The organism is Nocardia sp. BMG111209 (genome assembly GCF_000381925.1).
GTDB lineage: Bacteria > Actinomycetota > Actinomycetes > Mycobacteriales > Mycobacteriaceae > Nocardia.
Genome location: NZ_KB907307.1, coordinates 3,086,662 through 3,109,327, shown reverse-complemented (window position 1 = coordinate 3,109,327; position 22,666 = coordinate 3,086,662). Strand labels below are relative to the sequence as shown.

24 protein-coding genes are annotated in these 22,666 nt (G+C 70.3%); 13 read left to right on the top strand and 11 right to left on the bottom strand.

Annotated features, from left to right (window positions below; translation table 11 throughout):
• Window positions 1-41: 41 nt before the first annotated feature.
• Window positions 42-1,226, bottom strand: coding sequence for an NAD(P)/FAD-dependent oxidoreductase (locus G361_RS0114175; RefSeq protein ID WP_026343020.1), 1,185 nt, complete (start codon window positions 1,224-1,226; stop codon window positions 42-44).
• 252 nt (window positions 1,227-1,478) lie between these two features.
• Here G361_RS0114175 and G361_RS0114170 point away from each other — a divergent pair, with 252 nt between their 5' ends.
• The 3 genes from G361_RS0114170 (at window position 1,479) to G361_RS43625 (ending at window position 5,692) form a co-directional block, all read left to right on the top strand.
• The gene (locus G361_RS0114170) at window positions 1,479-2,063 is read left to right on the top strand and encodes a TetR/AcrR family transcriptional regulator (protein WP_026343019.1); all 585 of its coding nucleotides are present in this window, start codon (window positions 1,479-1,481) and stop codon (window positions 2,061-2,063) included.
• 57 nt (window positions 2,064-2,120) lie between these two features.
• Window positions 2,121-2,909: an SDR family NAD(P)-dependent oxidoreductase gene (locus tag G361_RS0114165; RefSeq protein WP_019927745.1), complete on the top strand. Its 789-nt coding sequence runs from the start codon at window positions 2,121-2,123 to the stop codon at window positions 2,907-2,909.
• Between the two features lie 575 nt (window positions 2,910-3,484).
• Window positions 3,485-5,692: a tetratricopeptide repeat protein gene (locus G361_RS43625; RefSeq protein WP_155981446.1), complete on the top strand. Its 2,208-nt coding sequence runs from the start codon at window positions 3,485-3,487 to the stop codon at window positions 5,690-5,692.
• Window positions 5,693-5,710: 18 nt separating this feature from the next.
• Here the strand turns inward: G361_RS43625 and G361_RS46955 are convergent, their stop codons facing one another.
• Both G361_RS46955 and G361_RS0114145 read right to left on the bottom strand, forming a co-directional pair.
• The gene (locus G361_RS46955; RefSeq protein WP_155981445.1) at window positions 5,711-6,175 is read right to left on the bottom strand and encodes a hypothetical protein; all 465 of its coding nucleotides are present in this window, start codon (window positions 6,173-6,175) and stop codon (window positions 5,711-5,713) included.
• A gap of 92 nt (window positions 6,176-6,267) precedes the next feature.
• Window positions 6,268-7,029 carry a group II truncated hemoglobin gene (locus G361_RS0114145; protein WP_019927741.1) on the bottom strand — a complete coding sequence of 254 codons (762 nt, stop codon included), beginning with the start codon at window positions 7,027-7,029 and terminating at the stop codon, window positions 6,268-6,270.
• 72 nt (window positions 7,030-7,101) lie between these two features.
• On the opposite strand from G361_RS0114145, the gene G361_RS0114140 reads away from it, so the two are divergent.
• Entirely contained in the window at window positions 7,102-8,154 is a 1,053-nt protein-coding gene (locus tag G361_RS0114140; RefSeq protein ID WP_019927740.1) for a hypothetical protein, read from the top strand.
• 3 nt (window positions 8,155-8,157) lie between these two features.
• Here the strand turns inward: G361_RS0114140 and G361_RS0114135 are convergent, their stop codons facing one another.
• Window positions 8,158-8,613 (bottom strand): pyridoxamine 5'-phosphate oxidase family protein, encoded by a 456-nt coding sequence (locus G361_RS0114135; RefSeq protein WP_019927739.1) that lies wholly within the window; start codon window positions 8,611-8,613, stop codon window positions 8,158-8,160.
• A 48-nt stretch (window positions 8,614-8,661) separates the two neighbouring features.
• On the opposite strand from G361_RS0114135, the gene G361_RS46950 reads away from it, so the two are divergent.
• A complete protein-coding gene (locus G361_RS46950) occupies window positions 8,662-9,177 on the top strand; it encodes a hypothetical protein (RefSeq protein WP_019927738.1) in 516 nt (171 codons plus the stop codon).
• Between the two features lie 10 nt (window positions 9,178-9,187).
• On the opposite strand, the gene G361_RS0114125 is transcribed toward G361_RS46950, so the two are convergent.
• Entirely contained in the window at window positions 9,188-9,652 is a 465-nt protein-coding gene (locus G361_RS0114125; RefSeq protein ID WP_019927737.1) for a hypothetical protein, read from the bottom strand.
• Window positions 9,653-9,692: 40 nt separating this feature from the next.
• A complete protein-coding gene (locus tag G361_RS0114120; RefSeq protein WP_019927736.1) occupies window positions 9,693-10,361 on the bottom strand; it encodes a DJ-1/PfpI family protein in 669 nt (222 codons plus the stop codon).
• A 185-nt stretch (window positions 10,362-10,546) separates the two neighbouring features.
• Here G361_RS0114120 and G361_RS0114115 point away from each other — a divergent pair, with 185 nt between their 5' ends.
• A complete protein-coding gene (locus G361_RS0114115; protein WP_019927735.1) occupies window positions 10,547-11,500 on the top strand; it encodes a GlxA family transcriptional regulator in 954 nt (317 codons plus the stop codon).
• 152 nt (window positions 11,501-11,652) lie between these two features.
• Window positions 11,653-13,179, top strand: a complete 1,527-nt coding sequence (locus G361_RS0114110) for a fatty acyl-CoA synthetase (protein ID WP_036494119.1) — start codon at window positions 11,653-11,655, stop codon at window positions 13,177-13,179.
• On the opposite strand, the gene G361_RS43610 is transcribed toward G361_RS0114110, so the two are convergent.
• Genes G361_RS43610 through G361_RS0114095 form a run of 3 tightly spaced genes read right to left on the bottom strand, consistent with a single transcriptional unit; the run spans window position 13,176 to window position 14,485 of the window.
• Entirely contained in the window at window positions 13,176-13,625 is a 450-nt protein-coding gene (locus G361_RS43610; protein WP_019927733.1) for an SRPBCC domain-containing protein, read from the bottom strand. The two genes, G361_RS0114110 and G361_RS43610, sit on opposite strands and share 4 nt — an antisense overlap.
• Window positions 13,626-13,649: 24 nt before the next feature.
• Window positions 13,650-14,150: a pyridoxamine 5'-phosphate oxidase family protein gene (locus tag G361_RS0114100; protein WP_019927732.1), complete on the bottom strand. Its 501-nt coding sequence runs from the start codon at window positions 14,148-14,150 to the stop codon at window positions 13,650-13,652.
• Window positions 14,147-14,485 (bottom strand): helix-turn-helix transcriptional regulator, encoded by a 339-nt coding sequence (locus G361_RS0114095; RefSeq protein ID WP_019927731.1) that lies wholly within the window; start codon window positions 14,483-14,485, stop codon window positions 14,147-14,149. The genes G361_RS0114100 and G361_RS0114095 overlap by 4 nt, the downstream gene beginning before the upstream one ends.
• Before the next feature lie 180 nt (window positions 14,486-14,665).
• Here G361_RS0114095 and G361_RS0114090 point away from each other — a divergent pair, with 180 nt between their 5' ends.
• Entirely contained in the window at window positions 14,666-15,484 is an 819-nt protein-coding gene (locus tag G361_RS0114090; protein WP_019927730.1) for an SDR family NAD(P)-dependent oxidoreductase, read from the top strand.
• Between the two features lie 3 nt (window positions 15,485-15,487).
• On the opposite strand, the gene G361_RS0114085 is transcribed toward G361_RS0114090, so the two are convergent.
• A complete protein-coding gene (locus G361_RS0114085; protein ID WP_019927729.1) occupies window positions 15,488-17,032 on the bottom strand; it encodes a FadR/GntR family transcriptional regulator in 1,545 nt (514 codons plus the stop codon).
• A 296-nt stretch (window positions 17,033-17,328) separates the two neighbouring features.
• Between G361_RS0114085 and G361_RS0114080 the strand changes: the two genes are divergently transcribed.
• Together G361_RS0114080 and G361_RS0114075 are read left to right on the top strand one after the other, a co-directional pair.
• Complete coding sequence (locus G361_RS0114080) at window positions 17,329-18,171, top strand: SDR family NAD(P)-dependent oxidoreductase (RefSeq protein WP_019927728.1); 843 nt, start codon at window positions 17,329-17,331, stop codon at window positions 18,169-18,171.
• A gap of 48 nt (window positions 18,172-18,219) precedes the next feature.
• Window positions 18,220-19,575 carry a cytochrome P450 gene (locus G361_RS0114075; RefSeq protein WP_019927727.1) on the top strand — a complete coding sequence of 452 codons (1,356 nt, stop codon included), beginning with the start codon at window positions 18,220-18,222 and terminating at the stop codon, window positions 19,573-19,575.
• Window positions 19,576-19,588: 13 nt separating this feature from the next.
• On the opposite strand, the gene G361_RS0114070 is transcribed toward G361_RS0114075, so the two are convergent.
• A complete protein-coding gene (locus G361_RS0114070) occupies window positions 19,589-20,275 on the bottom strand; it encodes a TetR/AcrR family transcriptional regulator (RefSeq protein WP_019927726.1) in 687 nt (228 codons plus the stop codon).
• 224 nt (window positions 20,276-20,499) lie between these two features.
• Between G361_RS0114070 and G361_RS0114065 the strand changes: the two genes are divergently transcribed.
• The 3 genes from G361_RS0114065 to G361_RS0114055 all read left to right on the top strand — a co-directional run bounded on the left by G361_RS0114065 (window position 20,500) and on the right by G361_RS0114055 (window position 22,523).
• The gene (locus tag G361_RS0114065; protein ID WP_231386874.1) at window positions 20,500-21,288 is read left to right on the top strand and encodes an SDR family oxidoreductase; all 789 of its coding nucleotides are present in this window, start codon (window positions 20,500-20,502) and stop codon (window positions 21,286-21,288) included.
• Between the two features lie 111 nt (window positions 21,289-21,399).
• Window positions 21,400-22,017 (top strand): TetR/AcrR family transcriptional regulator, encoded by a 618-nt coding sequence (locus G361_RS0114060; protein WP_019927724.1) that lies wholly within the window; start codon window positions 21,400-21,402, stop codon window positions 22,015-22,017.
• The gene (locus G361_RS0114055) at window positions 22,014-22,523 is read left to right on the top strand and encodes a hypothetical protein (RefSeq protein ID WP_026343016.1); all 510 of its coding nucleotides are present in this window, start codon (window positions 22,014-22,016) and stop codon (window positions 22,521-22,523) included. Before G361_RS0114060 ends, G361_RS0114055 begins: the two co-directional genes overlap by 4 nt.
• Window positions 22,524-22,666 lie beyond the last annotated feature (143 nt).

Below are 22,666 nucleotides of genomic sequence, written 5' to 3'. Positions count from 1 at the left end.
GCCCCGGTTGCGGCGGCGCGCGGCCGTGACCCGGGCAGCGTTCACTCGATCGGCAAGGGATTCTGACCGAGAAATCGCTGCCCGTTGCCGGCACCCTCCCGGACCGCGGTGAAGCCGTATTCGATCATGTGGTTCTCGTAGTCCCGCAGTGCGGCTCGCAGTTCGCGACCGGCAGCGGCTTCGGTCAGTGCCCGGGCCAGGTTGGCGGCGTCGCGCAATGCCGTGCAGGCACCGGATCCCGACGCCGGGCTCATGGCGTGGATCGCGTCGCCGAGCAGGGTCACGGATGTGGTCGCCCATGCCGGGATCGGCACGCTGCTTCGCAGCGGCAACGCGAACAGACTCGCCGGGTCGCAGTGGCCGATGATCTCGCGGACCCGAGGATGCCAGGTCCGCACCGCGGTGGCGACGATGTCGTGCAGCCGCCCACCGTCCAAGTCCCGCAACGATGATCGGGCAGATCCGAACCATTCGGCGCGGGCTCCGAACGAGCAGGTCATATAGTCCGGCACCGGCAGGAGTGTCGAGCCGGGCAGCAGGCGCGCCGCTGCCGCGACCGGGTTCTCGGTGAACTCGACCGGCGCGACGCCGACGAAGCTGCCGTCGTTACCCGTGATCATCGTGAAGACACCGAACATATTGTCGTCGAACAGCTTTCGAGTTCGCTCGGTGAGCGGGATCATGCCGTAGATCTGCCACACACCGGTCTCGACGATCCGAGCGTGCGGTAGATACTGCTGCCGGACAATGGAGTTGATGCCATCGGCGGCGACGAGGACGTCGGCGCGCGCGGTGTCGCCGTCGGCGAAACGGACCTCGATTCGGCCGGCGTCGTCGATCCGGTAGCGCTGCACCGGCTTACCGAAGACGACGGTTCGCTCCAGGCCGGCCAGCAGGATCGAGCGCAGGGTGAGCCGGTCCACCGCGAAAGCGGGTTCGTCGGATTCCCGCGCGAACAGTTCCCGCAAGTCGTTGTCCAGCAGCGTGAACCGAGATTTCGGGGTGCCGGCGGTGGCGGCGAACAACTCCATCAGCGCGGGTGGGAGCACTTGGTGCAATGCATCGTGCGCACGTGGATCCAAGTGCAGCCGATAACCCTGACGCCGGGTGTTCAAGGCGGTGTCCCGCTCGTAGACGGTGACATCGATACCGCGGTGACGCAGTGCCTGCGCCAAGGCGAGCCCGCCCAATCCGGCACCGACGACAGCAACAGTGAACCTCGACATGACCATATCCCTTCGCATGCAGCATGAATGGAAGGAACGCACAGGTCACACTGGAGAGATGTGGTGTTCGGCGTCGAGCGCTGCCGGGACTAACCTATACCCGGCTGTGTCTTCGCGCGTCCGGACGCCGAGTGTAATCGGCTCCCGATACCCGCCGCAATCACTGCCGCGGCGACGGTCCCCATGTTCGCCCGGGTGGTGGCCGGGATCCCCCGAGCGCGCCGGTCACCGCACTTCGCTACCGTCGGTTCGGTGGCACTCACGGCAAAGGGTCAGGCGACGCGGCAGCGCATCGTCGAGGGCGCCGCGACGCATCTGCGCAGCGGCGACCCCGCGGATGTGACGCTCGACGACATCCGCGCGGTCACCGGCACCAGCAAGGGGCAGATCTTCCATTACTTCCCCGGTGGCAAGGAGGAACTGTTCCTCGCGGTCGCGCGGTACGAGGCCGACCGGGTGCTCGACGATCAGCAGCCCCACCTCGGGGCCCTGACCTCTTGGCCCGCGTGGACCGCGTGGCGGGACGCGGTGGTCGCGCGCTACCGCGCCCAGGGGATGAACTGCCCGCTCGGCGCGCTGATGAGCCAGGCCCGCAGCACCCCCGGCGCGACGGAGGTCATCACCACCCTGCTCGAGCAGTGGCAGGACGGGGTGCGGCGCGGGATCACCGCGATGCAGGACAGTGGGCAGGTCCGCGCCGGGCTGGACCCCGACCGGGTCGCGTCCGCGTTCGTCGCGGGTATCCAGGGCGGCGTGCAGGTGCTGCGCTCGACGGGCGAGATCGGCCACCTCGAGGCGGCCCTGGACACCCTCATCGAGCACCTCAGGGGTGTCTGACCGGCCGGATATTTTCTGGACTTGCCGGTCCAGAAATCCGCTCCTACCGTCGCGGACATGTCATCACGTCTCCAGGGCAGGACGGCCCTGATCACGGGTTCCACCAGCAATATCGGACGTGCCATCGCGCTGGCCTTCGCCGGCGCGGGTGCGCACGTCGTCGTCTCGGGCCGGGACGACGCCCGCGGCGCGGCCGTGGTCGCGCAGATCCGCGACAAGGGCGGCCGCGCGGACTTCGTGCACGCCGACCTCGACGGCACCGCGGCCGCGAGCCGCGCACTCGCCGACGCGGCCGCCGAACGGCTCGGCGGCCGTCTCGACATCCTCGTGAACAACGCCGGCATCTTCCCGGCGTCGACGACCCTCACCGCCGACGAGGAGATGTTCGACCGGGTCTACGCGGTCAACGTCAAGGCGCCGTACTTCCTCACCCAGGCGATCGCGCCGCGGATGATCGAGGCCGGTGGCGGCGTGCTCGTCAACCTGGGTTCCTGGGTGGCCCGCCTGGGCCTGCCGGTCGGCGCGCTCTACGCCTCGACCAAGGGCGCGATGGAAACGCTCACCCGCGCCTGGGCGGCCGAATTGGGGCCGCGGGGCATCCGCGTCAACGCGATCTCGCCCGGAGTGATCGTGGACCCCGCGCAGGCGGCCGGCCCGGCCCGCGCCTCCGAGGTCCTCATGCACGGCACTCCGGCCGGCCGGGCCGGGCACCCCGACGCGATCGCCGCCGCGGCCACCTACCTCGCCTCCGACGACGCCGCGTTCGTGCACGGCACCGTCGTCGACGTCGACGGTGGCCGGATGGCGGTCGCCGTGATCGAGGACCCCGGCGCGTTCCGGCCGTGACGGCCACCGGCTCGGCGCCGGGTCCGGTTCGGACAGTGGTAGTTTCATGACCGTACGGTCGACTGTTCCGCTCGGACAGGGGAATCCATGGGGTCGGAGTCGCTGCCGGCGATCGTGGCCGATGCGGTGGCTTCCGGCGCCGCGGCCGGAGGCGACAGCGCCGAACCGGCGGTCGCCGCGGCCTATCGGGCGGTCGGGAGCCTGATCGCGAGCCGGTATCGATCCGCCGATGTCACCGCGGTCGAGCGGCGTCCGGATTCGCCGGCGCGGCGTGCGGTCCTGGCGGAGGAGTTGCAGGACGCGGGTGCCGCGCACGATCACGAATTACTCACTGCCGCAATCCATCTGATCTCCGTGCTGGACGATCGGCAGGTCCCGGCGGTCGCCGCGGCCGGTATCGATCTGGTGCGGGTCCGGGCGTCCGCGATCCGGATCGGGACGGTCCGATCACCGCAGACCGGGGTCCGGATCGCCGACGGCATCGTCGCCGGCCCGGTCGAGATCGGCGACGTCCGGGCCGGGCCGGTCGATCCGCCGGGCCCTTCCCGGGCACGCCGACAGCACCCCCGGTCGCCGTGCCTGCCTCGATCGCGCAGGGGGCCACGTTCCGCGTCGTCGGCAACAACGCCGAGAAGATCGCCTTCTACCTCGGGGCCGGTGGCCCGCCGATCGAGGATCCGGAGCGGCACATCGTGGTGGGCCGGATACCCGCCGCGCCGGCGCATTTCGTGGCGCGCGACGAATCGGGACTGCTGACCGATCTGCTGGCCGAAACCTCGGTGGCCGTGGTGGCCACCGGGATGCGCGGCGTCGGGAAGACGCAATTGGCTGCGGCCTGTGCGCGGGCGGCGCTCGCCGCGGGGACCTGCGCGCTGATCGCCTGGGTCGACGCCGAGACACCGGATACGTTGCTGGACGGCCTCGCCGCGGTCGCCACCCGGATCGGTGTCGCCGATCCGACCGGGGATTCGCAGCGATCCGCGGTCCGGTTGCGCGACCATCTCAGCGGGCGGCCCGACCCCGGATTGCTCGTCCTGGACAACGCCACCGATCCCGACCGGATCAGCCGGTTCCTCCCGACCCACAGCGGCACCAAGGTTCTGATCACCAGTACCGACAACGATTTCGGCACGCTGGGGGAGTTGCTGCACCTCCCGGTCTTCGACCGGTCCGAGTCCGTCCGCTATCTCGGCGCGGCCACCGGGATCGCCGACGCGGACGGCGCCGATGCCGTCGCCGCGGATCTCGGTGATCTGCCGCTCGCGTTGACGCAGGCGGCGGCCACCATCGCGAAACGCCGCCTGGACTACGGCCGTTACCGGCAACTGCTGGCGGCGCTGCCGAGCGCGCTCACCCGCCTACCGGGGCACGCGCATCCGAGCCGGGCCGACAAGGCGATCCTGCTGTCGCTCGAGACCACCGAAACCCTCGGTGGCGACGGCGAACTCGATGCGGCGGTCACCGGACTGCTGGAACTGACCGCGATGTTGTCGCCGACCGGCGTCGCGCGCAGCCTGCTGGCCGGGGAACCGCGGGTCGACGAGGCGCTCGCCCGTTGTGTCGGAAGTTCGCTGCTCGCCTGGTCCGACGACGGCACCGCGGTCGTCATGCATCGGCTGGTCGGCCGGGTCGTGCGCGAACGCGCCGACCGTCCCGGCGATCGGCTCCGGCTGCTCGACCATGCCCTCACCACCGTCGAAAACCATGTCTTCGAGCGCACTTTCGCGTGGCAGCGGCGGATCGAGGGCGCGCGGCTGGCCGACCATATCGACGCGATCACCGATACCCTTCCGGCCGACGGTGTTCCGGAGGTCGCGCGCCGCCTGATCCACGTCCGGATCTGGGCCGCCGAGCAGTTGACCGCGGCCGAGAACACCACGCGCGCCATCCGATTCGCCGCACGGCTGCTCGCCGACTGCGAACGGGTACTCGAGCCGGACGATCCGGATCTCCTCGCCTGCCGCAGTGTCCTGGCGATCGCCTACACCGCGGCGGGCCGGCCGCAGTCGGCGATCCCGCTCTTCGAACGGACCCTCGCCGCCCGGCAGCGGCTGCTCGGCGCCGCGCACCCCGAAGTCCTCACGTCCCGTGGCGATCTCGCGAGGGCCTACCGCGCGGCGGGACGCATCAGCGAGGCGATCGCGCTGCACGAACAGGTGCTGGCGGACCGTGCGCGAATCCTCGGCGCCGAGCACGCGGACACCCTCGCCGCCGGGAACAGTCTGGCCGCCGCCTATCGCAGCGCCGGCCGGCTGGACGAGGCGATCGCACTGCTGCGCCGCACCCTCGCCGACCGGGAGCGCATCCTCGGCGCCAACCACGCGGATACCCTTGTCTCGCAGAGCGATCTGGCCCACGCCTATCGCGTCGCGGGCCGGTCGAACGAGGTGATTCTGCTCTACGCGAAGATCCTCGCCGATCGCGAGCGGCTGCTCGGCGCCGACCATCCGGACACCCTCGCCTCCCGCGGCAATCTCGCCGAGGCCTATCGCGCCGTGGGCCGGCTGGACGAGTCGATCCGGTTGCTGCACAGCACCTTCGCCGATCGTGAGCGATTGCTCGGCGCCGATCATCTCGACACCAGAACCAGTCGCGATCAGGTGATGCGCGCGCACAAGGCCGCGGGGCGCATGGACGACGCGATCAGACTCTACGAGCAGATCCTCGGCAACCACCGGCGGACCCTGGGACCGGACCATCCGGACACCCGCCACCTCGAGGCGATCCTCGCGACCTGGAAGCAGCAGTCCGCGGCGATCGGCAATGCGAATTCAGCGGTCTGACAAGCGATCTCCCGGAGATCAGGGGTGTGCGGGCGGCGGGTCCTGCCGTCCGGCGCGCACCGAACCGATCTCGATGTCGCCGTCGAAACTCCCGTCGACGACCCGTACTCCAGTACCGGTGGATTCGACCTCGCGCACCCGCAGTGCGGCGGCCTGGACCCGTTCCAGATCGACACCCACCGCCACACCCGCGTCGGCCTCGTGCGCGCGCACCGCCGCCAGCAGGGCCTGCGCCGCCGCCAGCAACTCCGCATCGCCGCTCGCGCCCGCGGCGGTCAGATCCTCCGCCAGCTCGTCGCGCCGATGCGCCGAGGCGGGCCGGGCCTCGACCGCGGCGAGATCGACCTGCCGATACCGGCCGGTGATCAGGCTTTTCACCTGCCGGTAGGCGTCCCCGACCGCGCGCGCGGCGGTCTCCTTCAGCCCGGCGGCAGCACCGGCCGCGACGGCCGCGGCCACGATTTCCGGAACCGTCTCCAACATCCGCAGCATCCCCTCTGGCCCGGGGCGTACGTCCCCGATGGACCGGCGACCTCCCCGATCGCGCACTCTACGCCCGAACGCCGCGCCGAGGGTCAGGCCGGGGTATAGGGCGGCGCGACGCCCCAGCCCCAGTGCGGAACCGGGGCCTGCTGCGGCGGGTGGGCGCCGGGCTGGGAGTTGGTGAAGGCGAGGCGAGTTCCCCATTCGAGGTAGCCGACGAAGGCGGCCCGGAACTCCGGATCGGCGGGGAGACCGGCCTCGTCGGCGGAGTCCAGGAGCAGCGACACCCAGTGCCGCCGCTGCGGTTCGGTGATGGCCTTGCCCAGATGATGGGCCAGCATGCTGTGGTAGCCGCCGCGCTCGTCGGTGTAGCGCGACGGGCCACCGAACACCTCGGCGAGCCACATCGCCACATAGCGGGGATGGTCCGGGTCCATACCGGCGAACAGCGGGCCGATCAGGTCGTCGGCCAGGACGTGGACGTAGAAGATCGCGGTGAGATGTTCCAATGCCGCTGTGCCGCCGAGCCATTCGTACAGGGTGGGCACCGAGGCGCCGACGCCCGCCACTGCGGTGCGTTCGTAGTGCCGCATCTCCTCGAGCTGCCGCACATAGGGTTCTATCTCGGCGAAGAACTCGGCGAAATGCGCACCGCCGCGGAATCCCCGCAGATGGTCCGCGACGGAGGTCCAGGTGATGCGCAGGATGTAACTGCCGGGATCGTCGACGCAGCGCGACAGTTCGTAGTCGACGCACTCCGGCGCTTTCGCCAGTGCGCGGGACGCGCGACCGTAGGCGGCCTCGAATTCGGCGGCCGGCGGCTCGATCCGGTAACGGATGTATTCGATTGTCATCTGTAACACTGTAATCACTGTTGCACGGCCGGATTCCGGGTGGCGTTCCCGGTGCGGTCCTAGACTGGAGGGATGATCCGCCTCAGCGTGCAGCGCTGTCACGATCCGGCGACGCAGCGTGTGGCCTTCACTTTCCTTGTGCCGCAAGGATGGCGGGCGCAGTCGGGGTTGCAGTGGAATCAGTCGTTGTTGAATCCGGTGACGCCCGCGGCGTCGGCGCAGTCGCCGGACGGGAGCGCGTGGCTGGCGCTGCTGCCTAATTCGGCGTTCAGCTGGGTCGATGGCGGGCATCTGCCCGAGGGGGCGATGGAGTACGGTGCCCCGATCCTGCGGCCCCGGCCCGCGGCGGATGTGTTGCTGGGCATGCTGTTTCCGCGAGTCCGGCCCGGAATCGGGAATCTGCGGGTGGTGCGGGTGGAGCACGAGCCGGCGCCGCCGTGGCCCTCGCAGTTGCAGCGGCGGGTGCAGGAGGGGGACGACAGCATCCGGGCCACCGTCGAATACACGATGCGCGGGCAGGCATTTCGCGAGATCGTGTCGATGGTGTCGCGGGTCGCGGACCCCACCCCGATGCCCACGCTGTGTGGGATTCAGCAGGTGCGGTACTGGTTCACGTTCCCCGCGCTGGCGGTCGGCGGGCCGATCGACCGATGGGACGAGTACGCCGAATATCTGGATACCGCGCGGCGGACCTTCCGGGTGGAGCCGGCCTGGATCCAGGCCCTGGAGCGGCTGTTCCAGCAGGCCTCGAGCAATGCGCTCCAGCAACAGCAGACATGGTTCGCCGCGCAGCAGGCCGCGCATCGGGCGCAGGTGGCGATGGGGGAGCAGCTCGTGCACATGGGGCAGGATCTGTCGAATTCGATGGACAACATCGTGATGGGCGGCTACGAGCAGCGCAATCAGGTGTACGATCGGATCTACGACGATCAGTATCTGACGACCATGGGATTGTCGCGGTACGACGATCCGTCGCAGCCGATCCCGGTCGAGTTGCCCTACGGGTACGAGAGTGTCTGGAGCGACGGACAGGGCGACTACATCCTGTCCGAGGACGCTTCCTACGACCCGAATCTCGCGGCGTCCGGCCCGAACTGGCAGCGGCTGGACCGGACGGATCGCTGACCGCTATTCGCGGTCCACGCTGCGCAATCCCTGTGCGGGCGTCCACCATTCGACGACCAGCAGGGTCGCCTCGGCATTCAGGTGGGTGTGTACCACCTCGGTGATGTCGGCGTGGAAGCTGTCGCCCTCCGGTCCGTCGGCGATCGGCCCGGCCGGGATCGCGCGGCCCGCGATCTTCGCCTCGCCGGGCCATTTCGCCTCCTCGCCCTCGACCGGGTCGACGGTGGCGCTGTGCAGGGCGAAGCGCGGATCGCGCAGCAGATCAGCGGATTTGCGGGCCGCGGGCATCGAGCCGAACACCAGATCGCCGTCGGTGAAGGCGGCCTCGATCCCGGAGATGCGCGGCGCGCCGTCGGCCCGGATGGTGGCGAGGGTCTTGTGCCGGTGCGCGTCGAACAGGGCGCGCACCCGCTGCGCGAACTCCGGCACCGACTGTTCCACGTCCTGCCATGTCGTCATGCGCCCATGATCGCATCCGGACGGCCGGTTGGCCGTAGGCTTCGGGCCATGCAGATGTTTGCTGTCGGCCCGGGAACGGTCGGCGTGATCGCCGTCGGACCGATGGCGGTCGGTGTTCTCGGAGTGGGCCAGCACGCGACCGGATTCATCGCGATCGGTCAGATCGCGACCGGATTCTTCGCGCTGGGCCAGGTTTCGACCGGAGTGGTCGCGGTGGGCCAACTCGCGCGCGGCCTGTTCGTGGTGGGGCAGTTGGCCATCGGCCTCGCGGCCATCGGCCAGATCGCGCTCGGTGTGCTGTGGACCGGCGGTATCGGGGTCGGCGCGGTCCGCGGCTTCGGACTGGTCTACGGACTGTTCCCCAGGGAGGCACTGGGTTCCGCGCAGGGGTGGCTGCGGTGGTACGGGAATCGGTTGCGCAACATCCCCGACGACCGGCCCGCCCCGATCCCGATGCCCGCCTGGCGGATCGCGGTCGCCCTGTTCGGGACCGCGGCGATCGCCACGGCGTGGTGGTTCATCGCCGGCCGCGCGATGGCGGGCATCCTGTGGGCCGCGGACTAGGTCTCGTCGGTCACGCTCCCGTCGTCGAGCCGGGTCGCACGATCATCAGTACGGTGACCGCGGCCCACAGCAGGTTGAACATGCCGGTGACCATGGCCAGCCGCGCGGGGGCGCGCCAATGGGCAACGGGGACTTCGAGTCCGGGCAGTGCGGCGAGGATCTGCCGCTGGCGGGGGAGGACCAGCAGGGCCAGTAGTGCGGCGGCGGCCGCGGTGAGCACGATCGAGACGATCAGCCAGAGGTCACCGAGTACGCCGAGCGAGCTCGCGGTGGCGATGCCGAACACCGGTACCACGATGCCGATCAGGGCGTAGACCCGGCAGATCCGGTGCAGCACACCGAGAACGGCCGCGTCGTGCGCCGGGTCCGCGGCCACCCGGCGCGCGGTGGCGGGAAACATGCTGGCGGCCACCGTCACCGGGCCGATCGTGAGGATGACGGCCAGCACATGCACGGCGAGCAGGAATTTCGTCATCGCGCCGCTCCGGCGAACCCGGGCCGCCCGGCGCCGGCCGTCATGCCGGTACGCCCGGTGCGACGGCGGAATCGACTGCGCGCCAGACCGTTCCGCGGCGCTCGTGGCCGAACAACTGCTCCACGGCGTGCGCGACCGGCGAACCCAGTTCCCGCTCCAGCAGATACAGGCCGAGGTCGAGTCCGGAGGTGACGCTCGAGGCGGTGACCAGGTCGCCGTCGTCGACCACCCGCGCGTCGATCACGGTGACGCCGGTGGCGGCGAGCCCGGCCAGGCCGAGGCGGTGGGTGGTCGCGGGGCGGCCGGTGATCAGGCCCGCCATCGCGAGGATCATCGAACCGCCGCAGACCGTCGCCACCGTCGTCCCGGGCCGGGCCAGGGCCTGCCCGAGCAGGGCGGGCAGCGGCGTGCCCAGGGTGCGGGCCAGGATCGCCGGGATGCTGTCCGGCGGCATCTCGCCGGGGTCGGCGGGCAGGCTGCCCGCGGCGCCGGGCACGACGATCACGTCGGCCCGCAGCGGATCCAGCGCCGCCGTCGCGGTGAGCGACAGCAGGCCCAGTCCGCCGGGCACCTGCCGTGGTCCCTCGGCGGTGACCAATTCCGCGGTCAGGGCGCCGCCGGCCGCCGCGCCGCCGGCGGCGAGTACCTCGTAGGGGGCGATGACATCCAGTGGGTCGAACCCGTCGAACAACACGATCTGCGCGAGCACAGCGGCCGGTCCTCTCTCGTGGCGATGATCTCTCGCGGTGGACGCTAATGCCCGCGAACGCTCCCCGGAATCGGCTGGATCGCCAGCTTTCGACGGATTCTCGCCAACGCTGTCAACGGGCGGGAGAGCCTTCTCCAGCGCTCAGGCCCCTTGGCGAGAACACCCGACAACGCTAGATTCGTGCCATGCACACCGTGGCCGTCCTCGCCCTGGACCAGGTCATCCCGTTCGACCTGTCCACCCCGATCGAGGTGTTCGGCCGCACCCGGCTGCCGGACGGGCACCCCGCCTACCGCGTCCGGATCTGCGGCGCGAGCCCGACCGTCGACGCCGGCGCGTTCACGCTCCAGCCGCCGTGGGGCCTGGAAGCGTTGCGCGACGCGGACACCGTGATCCTGCCGGGTTGTGCCGATCCGACCGCCGCGATCCCGGACGAGGTGCTCGCCGCGCTGCGGCAGGCCGCGGCCGGTGGGACGCGGATGGCCTCGATCTGTTCCGGCGCGTTCATCCTCGCCGCGACCGGGCTGCTCGACGGGTTGCGGGCGACCACGCACTGGCTGGGGACCGATCTGCTCGCCGCCCTGCATCCGGCCGTCGAGGTCGACCCGGACGTGCTCTACGTGGACAACGGCCAGTTCCTGACCTCGGCCGGGGCCGCCGCCGGACTGGACCTGTGCCTGTACCTGATCCGCCGCGACCACGGGTCGGCCGTGGCCGCCGATGCCGCCCGGCTGTCGGTCGTGCCGCTGGAACGGGAAGGGGGGCAGGCGCAGTTCATCGTCCACGACCGGCCGCCGACGCCGCGCGGTTCGGCCCTGGAACCCGTGCTGCGCTGGATGGAGGACAACGCGACGCGCGATCTCACGCTGGAAGATATTGCGGCGCAAGCGAATATGAGCTCCCGCACGCTCAACCGCCGGTTCCGCGAGCAGATCGGGACCACCCCGTTGCAGTGGTTGCTGCGCAGCCGGATCCGCCGGGCACAGTACCTGCTGGAGGCCACCGATCATCCGATCGACCGGATCGCCGGTCAGGTCGGGTTCGGTTCGCCGGCCGCCTTCCGCGATCGGTTCAAGCGGATCGTCGGCACCGGCCCGCAGTCCTATCGGTCGGCGTTCCGATCGCTGAGTGTCGACTGAACCGCGCGAGACCCGGTGCGGCGCCGCCTGGTCCGGCGAACCGGCCGGGCCGGGGCCGCGGAATCGATACGCTGGGACGGCATCCGGTCCACGGCGGGGCCGTACCCGGCCCGCCGGTCCGCCCGGACGTGCCTGGTGAGAAGGAAAGTATTGTGGCAGAAGCATTTTCGGGCAGTACCGTCGACGCGGTGGTGCGGCGTTCCGGGGCGCGGTTCGGTGATCGGGCGGCGCTCGAGTTCGAGGGGCGGGTGTACGGGTATCGGGAACTCGACGAGGCCGTCTCGCGGGCCGCCGCGTGGTTGCTGCGACTGGGCCTGCGGCCCGGCGATCGAGTGGCCGCGTACGGCACCAACTCCGACGCCTACGTCCTCGGATTCCTCGCCTGTGCGCGGGCGGGGCTCGTGCACGTGCCGATCAACTACGCGCTCACCGGTGCGGAGCTGAGCTACCTGATCGCGCAGTCGGGTGCGCGTGCGGCGCTGGTGGATCCGGCGCTGGCGGGCATACTCGCGGCGGTCCGCGGGGAGCTCGCCGCGCTCGAGCACGTCCTGCCGCTGCGCGACGCCGCCGGATCGCTGCTCGAGCTCGCCGGTACCGGTGCGGTTCCCGAGCTCGGATCGCAGGCGGCGCCGGCCGATCTGGCGCAGTTGCTCTACACCTCGGGTACCGCCTCGAAACCCAAGGGCGCCATGATGACCCACGAGGCGCTGGTGTACGAGTACGTATCCTCGGTGCTCGCACTGGATTTCACCGCCGCCGACGATCCGCTCGTCGCGATGCCGCTGTACCACTCGGCCGGTATGCACGTATTCGTGCTGCCGTACCTGTCGGTGGGAGCGACGGTGCGGTTGCTGGCGGCCCCGGACGTCGCGGAGATCCTGCGCCGCGTCGAACAGGACCGGATCGGGTCGCTGTTCCTCGCGCCGACGGTCTGGGTGCCGCTGTCGCAGCATCCCGATCTGGACACCCGCGACCTGTCGTCGCTGCGCAAGGCGCAGTACGGCGCCTCGATCATGCCGGTGACCGTGCTCCGACGGCTGCGGGAGCGGTTCCCGGACCTGGGTTTCTACAACTGTTTCGGGCAGTCGGAGATCGGCCCGCTGGCCACGGTCCTGCGGCCGGAGGAACACGGGCAGCGGCCCGCGTCGTGCGGGCGGCCGGTGTACTTCGTGGAGGCGCGGGTGGTGGATGCCGACGGTGACGACGTCGCCCCCGGCGAACCCGGCGAGATCTGCTACCGGTCGCCGCAACTGTGCCTGGGCTACTGGGACGATCCGGCGGCGACCGCGGCGGCGTTCCGCGACGGCTGGTTCCACTCCGGCGATCTGGTCACCCGGGACGCCGAGGGGTTCGTCACCGTCGTGGACCGGATCAAGGACGTGATCAACACCGGCGGCATCCTGGTCGCCTCCCGCGAGGTCGAGGACGCCCTCTACACCCATCCCGCGGTGGCCGAGGTCGCGGTGATCGGCGTCCCGGACGAGCGGTGGGTGGAGGCGATCACCGCGGTCGTGGTGCTGCGCGCCGGGCACAGCGCCGGCGCCGACGAGTTGATCGGCCACGTCCGGCAGCGGATCGCACCGTTCAAGGTGCCCAAGCACATTCGCTTCACCGGCGCACTGCCGCGCAACCAGAGCGGCAAACTGCTGAAGCGGGAACTGCGCGACCCGGCCGATTAGAGCCGGAGCACCGCGGCCAGCCGGTCCAGGCTCTGTCCCCAGCCCGCGGCGGCGCCGTCCTCGGGCGAGAGCGGGCCCGGCGCGAGCAGATGGAAGGTCATGGTGGTCTTGCCGTCGCCGGTATCGGCGAAGGTCACCGTGATGATCGAATATCGTTCGGCCCCAGCGTCTCCGGTGGGGTCGCCCCAGGTGAAGACCAGGCGCTCGGGCGCGCTGATCTCGCGGAAGACACCGGCGCTGCGATATTCGGCGCCGTCGGCATCGGACACCATGACCGACTCGTAGCGGCCGCCGACGACGGGTTCGGCGACGATGCTGCCGGGGCGGGTCGTGAAGCCTTGCGGGCCCGCCCATTCGGCGAGCTGGTCGGGTTCGAGCCAGGCTCGGAACACGCGGTCGCGGGGTGCGTCGAAGACGCGGACGAGGGTGAATTCGCGGTCGTTCACGGGTGGTGGATCCTTTCGTGCGGGTCAGGCGGTCTGTTGCGGGCCGGTCATCCAGTCCGGCGCGCCGGTGGGGAAACGGGTACGGAAGTCCATCACCGCCGCCCAGGTGGGACGGATGGCGATGCGTTCCATGCGGGGCGCGAGGCCGGTCATCCGGTCGAGATACTCCTCGACCGACGGGTCGCCGCCCTTGCGCATCGCCGCCGCGTATTCCGGTAGCAGACCGTCGGATTCGGTGATCTCGGCCCGGCCGCGCAGGAGCAGCACCTCCGGCGGGGCGGCGTCGGTATCGATGGTGAGCGCGGCGTCGGGCCGCGCGCGCAGGGCCCGGTTCTTGTTCGAGGGTGCGAAACCGGTCAGCACCACCTCGGTGCCGTTCCACCAGAAGTTGATGGGGACCACCCGCGGGGTGCCGTCGGCGGCGGTGAAGGCCAGCCGGGCGGGGATGGCCGCGGCCAGCAGCCGCCGGGCGATATCGGTGTCGAGCAGTCGCAGGTCGCCCTGGGGGAGGGCCGGTTCGGTCATGAGTCCAGTTCCTTGCGCTGTAGCCGGTGCAGGTGCTCGTCGAGCCGATCGAAGCGGCCGTCCCAGAACACGCGATACCGCTCCAGCCAGTCGGTGGCCGCGGCGAGCGGGGCGGCGTCGAGCCGGCACGGCCGCCACTGGGCGTCGCGGCCACGCGTGATCAGGCCCGCTCGCTCCAGCACCTTCAGATGTTTGGAGACGGCCGGCAGGCTCATCGCGAACGGTTCGGCCAATTGGCCGACCGTCGCCTCGCCGTCCGCGAGCCGGGCGAGGATGGCCCGCCTGGTCGCGTCGGCGAGCGCGGCGAAGACACGGTCGAGTTGATCGTCGGTCATGAGCTCTATTACACCATTCGGTTAATTAACTGTCGGGTTAAATACTCTGCCGCAGAGCGTGATCTGTCAAGGCCGGGTGGGTCCCCGTCGGCGGCAGACTATCCTTCTCAATCACAAGAATTGTATTCTTGATCGGTAGATCGTGATTCGCGGCGCTGCCGCACCGGACGGACGGAATCCATGGAGACAGGGCTGCGGGACAAGGTGGTGGTCGTGACCGGCGCGACCGCGAACATCGGGCGGGCGACGGCGCTGGCCTTCGCCGCCGAGGGCGCGCGGGTGGTGGCGGTCGGCCGCGACGAGCAGGCCGGGGCGCGGGTGACCGAACTCGCGCGCGAGCGGGGTGCGGCCGACGTGCTGTGGCGGCGGGCGGACGTGACCGTCGCGGCCGAGGTGACCGCGCTGGTCGAGGCGGTGATCGCGCGGTTCGGCGGGATCGACGTGCTGGTCAACAATGTCGGCGGTAATGCGGTGGTGGCGCCGTTCGTGTCGACCACACCCGAGCAGTGGCAGGCGGATCTGGCCGTCAATCTCACCAGCACCCTGCTGTGCACCCATACCGTGCTGCCGCACATGCTCGCCGCGGGCGCCGGGCGGATCGTCAACATCGGGTCGATGTCGGCGCTGATCGGGGATCCGTTCATGGCGGTGTACTCCGCGGCGAAGGGGGCGGTACACGCCTTCACCCGGGTGCTGGCGCTCGAGGTGGGGCGCAGCGGGGTGACGGTGAACGCGATCGCCCCCTACGGCACCGTGCCGGAGGATTTCGCCGCCGAGACCAGCGCGGGCAGCCGATTCCGGCCCGGCACCGGACTTTTCACCGATGCGGAGGCCAGCCGGGCCGAGGAGCGCGCGGTGTTCCGCCGCACCACCGCGCTGGCGCGGCAGGTCGCCCGGCCGGCCGAGATCGGCGCCGCCGCAGTGTATCTCGCCTCCGAGCAGGCCGCCTTCGTGACCGGGCACGTGCTGCAGGTGGACGGGGGAGTGGCGCTGACCTGAGCGCTATTCGACGATATCGACAACGAGCCGGCGGCCCAGATCGGAGCATTCGATGAAAAGGCTGTTGGTGTGCAGACATTCGGCCCAGACGGATTCGGCCCGATCCCCGTCGTGCTCGGTCAGCGCGCCGACCAGTTCGGCGAACATGGCCTGCGCCTTGCGGTTCGTCGTCGCGACCGCGGGCAGGTCCGCCGCGCCGGCGGCCACGGCGGCCTCGGTGCCCGCGCGCACCCATTGCAGCATCTCGGCGACGACGGCGAGTGCGGGGTTGCGGATCCCGCCGAGGATCACGAACACCGCCCGGCGCCAGCTGCGCACGAATTGCTCGGTATCGCAGATGTGCAGGGCGAGTTCGGATTCCAGCTCGCGCAGGCCGGCCGGGGAGGCGGGCCCCGGGCCGGTGGCGGCCGCCCGCATCATGAGCGGCTCGATCATCCGCAGCGTGCGGGAGAAGTCGGCGAGGGTGATGTGGCGGGATTCGAGGACGGTCCCGGCCAGCTGCGCGGCGACCAGCGCGGTCGGATGCCGGATCGTCGCGCCGCCTCGCTCGCCGGCGCGCAGGTCCAGGAGCTGTTCCGTTTCCAGGATGCGCAGTCCTTCGCGCAGCGTCGGTCGCGAGACACCGAATTCGGCGGTGAGGTCGGCCGCCCGCGGTAGCCGCGATCCGGCGCCGAGCCGGCCGTCGGCGATGCGCGAGCGGATGTCGGTCGCGACGATGGTCGCGGCGCGCTGCGAACGGTCGCCGGCCGCCCGGTCCAGCTGGGCCCGCCACATCGGCGTGATGTCGACGGCCCGCCGATCGCGGCTGCCCGCGACCAGCCGATGGGTGCGTTCGAGATGGTCCAGATAGGCGCGGCGCGCCCGCGGGCCGTCGCGGCGGCGGGCGGCCTCCAGGAAGTCGTTGTGCGCGGCCAGGATTCGCCGCGTCGCGGCGGTGCGCGCGGCCGGATCCGCGGATTCCAGCGCGGCGTACATCCGGCCCTTGCAGGTCTCGCGCAGCACGCCGGTGAGGACCGCGAGGCAGCGGTTGCCGGAGAGTTCGACCACCCCCTGATCGAAGACCGCCGAGGCGGTGGCGAAGGTCAGCGGATCACCGGCCGCGGCGCGCTCCGCCTCGTGCAGGGCGGTCAGATAGTCCAGTCCCTCCTCGCCGGAGGTTTCGGCGAACCGTTGCGCCGCAGCGAGTTCCAGGGTCATCCGGGCCGTGCGCAGATCGGCCGCGGTCGCGCCGCGCACCTGCAGCAGCAGTGCCACGTAGCGGCCGGCGGAGATCGGATCGGGCCGCCGCACCACCGCGCCGCCGCCGCGGCCGCGCCGCATCTCCACCAGCGACTGGGATTCGAGGATGCGCAGGGCCTCGCGCAGCGTCTCCCGCGAGACGTCCAGGGTGGCGGACAGTTCCGTCTCCGGCGGCAGCCGATGGCCGACCTCGAGCCCGCCGTTGAGAATGCGCCGCCGCAGACCCGCGGCGAGGATGTGCGCCGTCTTGGGGGCGGGCCGCGCCCGGTGCGCCTCGGGGCCGGGCACGGCATGCTCCGGATGCGACACCGATTCACCTCATTTCGGCTCGTCTGTTCCTACGACCGGCCGTCGGCCAGCCGTTCTTCCGCCAACCTGGTCAACTATATTGCACTTGCAAAAAAGGAGAACGTGATTACCATAGGTGACCGGGACCACATGGGCCGGCGGCCCGGCCGAGTAGTCGTCCGGCGTCACGCCCCCTGCGAGCCGGCCCGCGACACCTTCCGCGAAGGATATTCCGTGACATCACGCCTCAGAACCGAAGCACCCCAGTCGTTCCGCCGTGCCGGATCGGCCGCCGACCGGGCCGACGGCGGAATCCGTTGAGCGCCGCCGCGAACGGCAAGGTGGCGCTGGTGACCGGCGCCAGCCGCGGCGTCGGCGCCGCGACGGCCGTGGCGCTGGCGGCCCGGGGGTATGCGGTGGCCTGCGCCGCCCGCTCGACCCGCGACCAGCCGCGCCGGACTCCCGGAACCCTCGACGACGTGGTGGAACGGATTCGCGACGCGGGTGGTACCGCGGTCGCGATCCCGGTCGATCTGTCGGACCGGGAGCAGGTGGCCGCCATGGTCGAACAGACCGTCGCCGCGCTGGGCCGGCTCGACGTGCTGGTCAACAATGCCGCCGTCACCTTCGTCGGCGACCTGGACATCCCGCAGAATCGGCACGACCTGATCTTCGCGATCGATCTCGACGCGCCGATGACCGCGGCCCGCCATGCCGTTGCGCATCTGCGTGCGGCCGGTGCGGGCCGGATCCTCAACGTCTCGTCGCTGGCGGCGCTGAAGCCGGTGCCGGGACTGATGTCCTACGGCATGGCCAAGGTGGCGCTGGAGCGGATGACGGTCGACCTGGCCCGCCAGCTCGCCGGGGATCGCATCGCGGTCAACTGTTTCCGCATCGACGCGCCGGTCGCGTCCGAGGGCACCCTCGCCAACCTGCCAGGTGTGGATCACACCGCCTGGGAGCCGTCCGAGGTCGCCGCCGAGGGCATCACCTGGATGCTGGACCGGCCCGTGGACTATTCGGGACAGCTGGAGAGCATGACCCACCTCGCGCACCGCGAGGGGATCATGCCCACCGTCACCGCCCGCGCGCTCACACCCACGGCCATGTTCACCGGCGTATTCGACGAGTACGCCACCAGCGGCTTCGTCGACGGCTGAGTGCCGCCGAATCATCCTCATCCACAGCCGAATACGAGGTACGACACCATGACCGCGGAAGCAGCCGCCGGCGCGCACCGGCAGCCGAACTACCAATTCGACCGGCACGCCCCGCAGTACCGGGGCCGGTTCGCCGACATCACCCGGGAGATGCAGGACCGGTGCCCGGTCGCCTGGACCGACACCTACGGCGGCCACTGGGTGGCCGCGGGCAATCGCGAGGTCTTCGAATTGTCGCGCTGCCCACACCTTTCCAACGATCACGATCCGAGGCGGGAGCGCAAGGGCTACAAGGGCATCTCGATCCCCGCGCCCAACCGCCCCGACATGATCCGCTCCGGCATCCTGGAGATGGATCCGCCGGAACAGAAGGATCTGCGGTCGGTACTCAATCCGCATCTGTCCCCGGCGGCGGTGCAGCGCTGGATCCCGGTGATCGACGAGGTGATCCGCGCCGCCATCGACGAGCACATCGAGTCCGGGGAGATCGACTTCGTCGACGATCTCGCGAATGTCGTTCCGGCCGTGCTGACCCTGGCGATGCTGGGCATCCCGCTGCGGAAGTGGACCATCTACAACGAGCCCGCGCACGCCTCGGTCTACACGCCGCCGACCTCACCGGATATGGCGCGGGTGGTCGAGATGAGCAAGGTCATGCGCGCCGACCTGCTCGCGAATTATCTGGAGATCAAGGCGAATCCGCGGCCGGGCATGATCGACGCCGTGGCGCGGGCCACCCTCGTCGGCGTGCCGATCTCCGACGAGGACGCCCTGGGCATGCTCGCGCTGATCATCGGCGGCGGCTTCGACACCACCACCGCGCTCACCGCGCACGCGCTGGAATGGCTCGGTGAACATCCCGCGGACCGCGAAACCCTCAGCCGGGAACGGGATCTGCTGCTCGACTCCGCGACCGAGGAGTTCCTGCGCTTCTACACCCCGGCCCCCGGCGACGGCCGCACCATCGCCGAGGACTGCGAGGTGGGCGGTCGGCAGTACAAGGAGGGGGAGCGGCTGTGGCTGTCCTGGGCGATGGCCAACCGTGATCCGGCGGTGTTCGAGAATCCGAACGAGATCGATCTGGATCGGAAGGGCAACCGGCACTACAGCTTCGGGCTCGGTGTGCACCGCTGCATCGGATCCAACGTGGCGCGCACCATCTTCAAGCGCATGCTGGTGGCGGTGCTCGACCGGATGCCGGACTACCGTTGCGATCCCGAGGGTGCGGTGCACTACGAGACCATCGGCATCATCCAGGGCATGCGGAAACTGCCCGCCACCTTCACCTCCGGACCCCGCCTCGGCGCGGGCCTGGACGAAACGCTGGATACGTTGCAGCGCATCTGCGATGAGCAGCGCCTGGCCGAACCGGTCACGATCCGCAAGGACGCGGCCGCGATCTGAGCGCGGCCGTCCTTCAGTCCGCCGCGGGCCCGGTGACCGGCGCCGCCAGGCCCGCGGTGAGGAAGTTCACCAGATCCTCCAACAGCTCCGGCAGTGCCGCGGGCAGCCGCTCACCGCGCTGCGCGATCTGATACCGCGACAGCGTGTGCACCGTCGTGGACATGACGGTCATCCACCGCTCTTCCAGGACCGCGGCCGGGTGGTCCGGCAGCAGCCTGCCCAGCAGCGCGAGGAACGTGCCGACGATGCTGGTGCCGGCCACCCCCGTCAAACCGGTGTAGCCGGCCCGCTCGACGATGTGCCGCGACAGGAACGCCAGGTAGTGGTTGCCGTCCTCCAGATGCCCGGCCAGTGAGACGACGAAGGCCCGCACCAGATCCCGTGGCTGCGGCGGCCGGTCGGCGGCGAGCAGATCCGCGAGCAGCTCGGTGCGGATCTGCTCGCTGCGCGCGGCGCGATAAGCGACGATCGCCCGCAGCAGATTCTCCCGATCGCCGAAATGGTATTGCACCGCAACGTTGTTGCGTTGCCCGGCGGCCACGGCGATATCCCGCAGCGGCACGGCCTCGATCCCGCGCTCGGCGAACAACTGCTCGGCCGTCTCGAGGATGAGCTGCCGGGTCGCCGCGCCCTTGGAATTGGCGCGGTCCCGGTTGCCCGGCTGCGTCTCCTCCGAACTCCACCTCTGGCGTGCTGGCATGCGGGAATCCTATGCAGGCCGACCGGTCCGATCGTACATAAGGTTGTCTACTTAACTAAATGTCGATCACCTATGCAATTTCGGCAGCCACTATTGTCCAATTTAATCTCAGGTGCTTAACTATCCTCCGATTTGAGGCGGTGGCCCGACCGGTCCGCCCGTGACCGACCGGACACACGAGAAGTGAGGGCAGCGCAATGAAACTCGACGGCAGAGTGGTGGTCGTGACCGGATCCGGCAGCGGTATCGGGGCGGCCTGCGCGCGGCGGTTCACCGCCGAGGGTGCGAAGGTCGTGGTGACCGATCTCGACGCCGCCAAGGTCGAGGCGGTGGCGGCCGAGATCGGCGCCGTCGGCCTGGCCGGCGACATCGGTGCGGCCGAGACCGTGCGCGCCGTCGCCGAACTCGCGCGGCGCAGTTACGGCGAGATCGATGTGTGGTTCAGCAACGCGGGGCTCACCGGCCCCGCGCGGCCCGGCGACCCGAAGCCGGATGCGGACTGGGAGCAGGCTTTTCGCGTACACGTCATGGCGCATCTGCACGCGGTCCGAGAAGTGGCCCCGGCCATGGTGGCCCGTGGCGACGGCTACCTGTTGTCGACCGCCTCGGTGGTCGCGATGACCACCGACGCCCGCAATGCCACCTATTCGGTGAGCAAGCACGCCGCGCTGGCGCTGGCGGAATGGCTGGCCGTCACCTATCGCCCGCAGGGGGTCAAGGTGTCGTGCTTCTGCCCCGGTCCCATGCTCACCCCCATGCTGCTGACCGAGGGCTTCCCGGCCGATCATCCGGCCCTGGCCCGCGCGCTCACCCCGGAGCGGGTCGCCGATCTGCTGGTCGGCGCGATCGATGCCGAGGACTTCCTGATCCTCGATTCCCCGATGGGCCGGGACGAGTTGTGCGCCAAGCTGACCGACTACGACGCCTGGATCGACCGGACCGCCGCGCGGTTCGCGACCCCGGCCGGCGACCGGGCGACCGACACCGGCGGTGGCCGGATTGCCCGCGTGTAGCCTTATCGGCGCTGGTAGGGGGTAGCCCGAGATTTCCCGTTGAGACCCTTGTCACAGGGGCAAAACCAACCTACTGTGTGTTCAGTAGGTTGATTCGAACAAAGGAGTTCGGTGTCCGGTCAGCGGCCCACTGCACGCCCTTACGACACTCTTCTCGCGAAGGGTGAGGAACGTAAGCTGCAGATTCTCGCCGTCGCCCAGCGCCTGCTTTCGCGCAACGGGTGGCGGAGTACCACACTCGCCCAGATCGCGCGGGAGGCAGGTGTCACCCCGGCGGGGTTGCTGCACCATTTCGAGTCCAAGGAGCAGTTGCTGCAAGCTGTGCTCGAAGCCCGCGACACCGACGACGAACTGCACGCGGACCAAGAAGGCGACATCATCGAGAATCTCGTGAATGTCGCCGATCGGTTCCGGCGTTCTCCGGACCTGGTCGGCATGTTTGCCGTACTGCTCATAGAAAACCTGGAGCCGGACGCCCCGCTGCACGATCGCCTGCTGGAGCGCTACCGCGCCGCCCTCGCCTCCGTCTCGGAGGGGATTCGGCGGGGCCAGCGCTCCGGTCGGTTCCGTACCGACATAGATCCGGCCGTCAAGGCCGTGGAAGTAGTCGCTTTTCTCAACGGGATGGAAACCTCATGGCTGCTCGACCCCTCGATTCCGCTGAACACAGTGTTCAAGGAGTACGTCCGCTCGCTCGAGCGCGAGCTCACGCCCGCAAGCACGATCTGAGGTATCGGCTGGCGGTGGTGGCGCCGAGCATGGTCGACGCCGTGCGGAACGTCGGGGGTTGGATGTTCGATCGGGTGATGGCGGGCTGGGATGTCACCGTGCTGATCTCCGGTGGCGAGGACGTGCGGCCGCTGCAGATCCTCGGCGCCAACGTGCTGGAACTCGAGCGGTCGCTCGGCTCCCCGTCGCACGGGCCGATGCCGCACGCGATCGCGGTGGCCGCCGACCTGTTCGAGGCCGATGCCCGGGTGCGCTGCGGGGTGCTCGACGCGCTCGAGCACGGAACCGCCGAGGTCACGGTGTGGGGCGACAGCTGCCCGCTGGAACTGGACGCTCGCATCGGCTCGGTGCAGCACCGGCTGAGCGTGGCCGCTCGCGCCTTCAAGGCGCAGGCGCTCGCGGCCGCCGCGGTCAGCGGGCCCGCGCTGGGCAGTACCGAGGTGTTCCGCGGCGGCGTCCCGCTGGCGCAACTGGCGAGCGTGCGCGACCTCGTCCCCATGGGCTGATCCGACCCGGCCGCCGGCGGCACCGATCGACGAGGCTCGGTGCCGCCGACGGCCACTTCTCCCGCGTTCACCGGCGGGCCGTCGGCGAACACAGGAGAACCGTCCCGGTGCGAGAGCCCGGCATCCGCGAGGTGCCGGGCTTC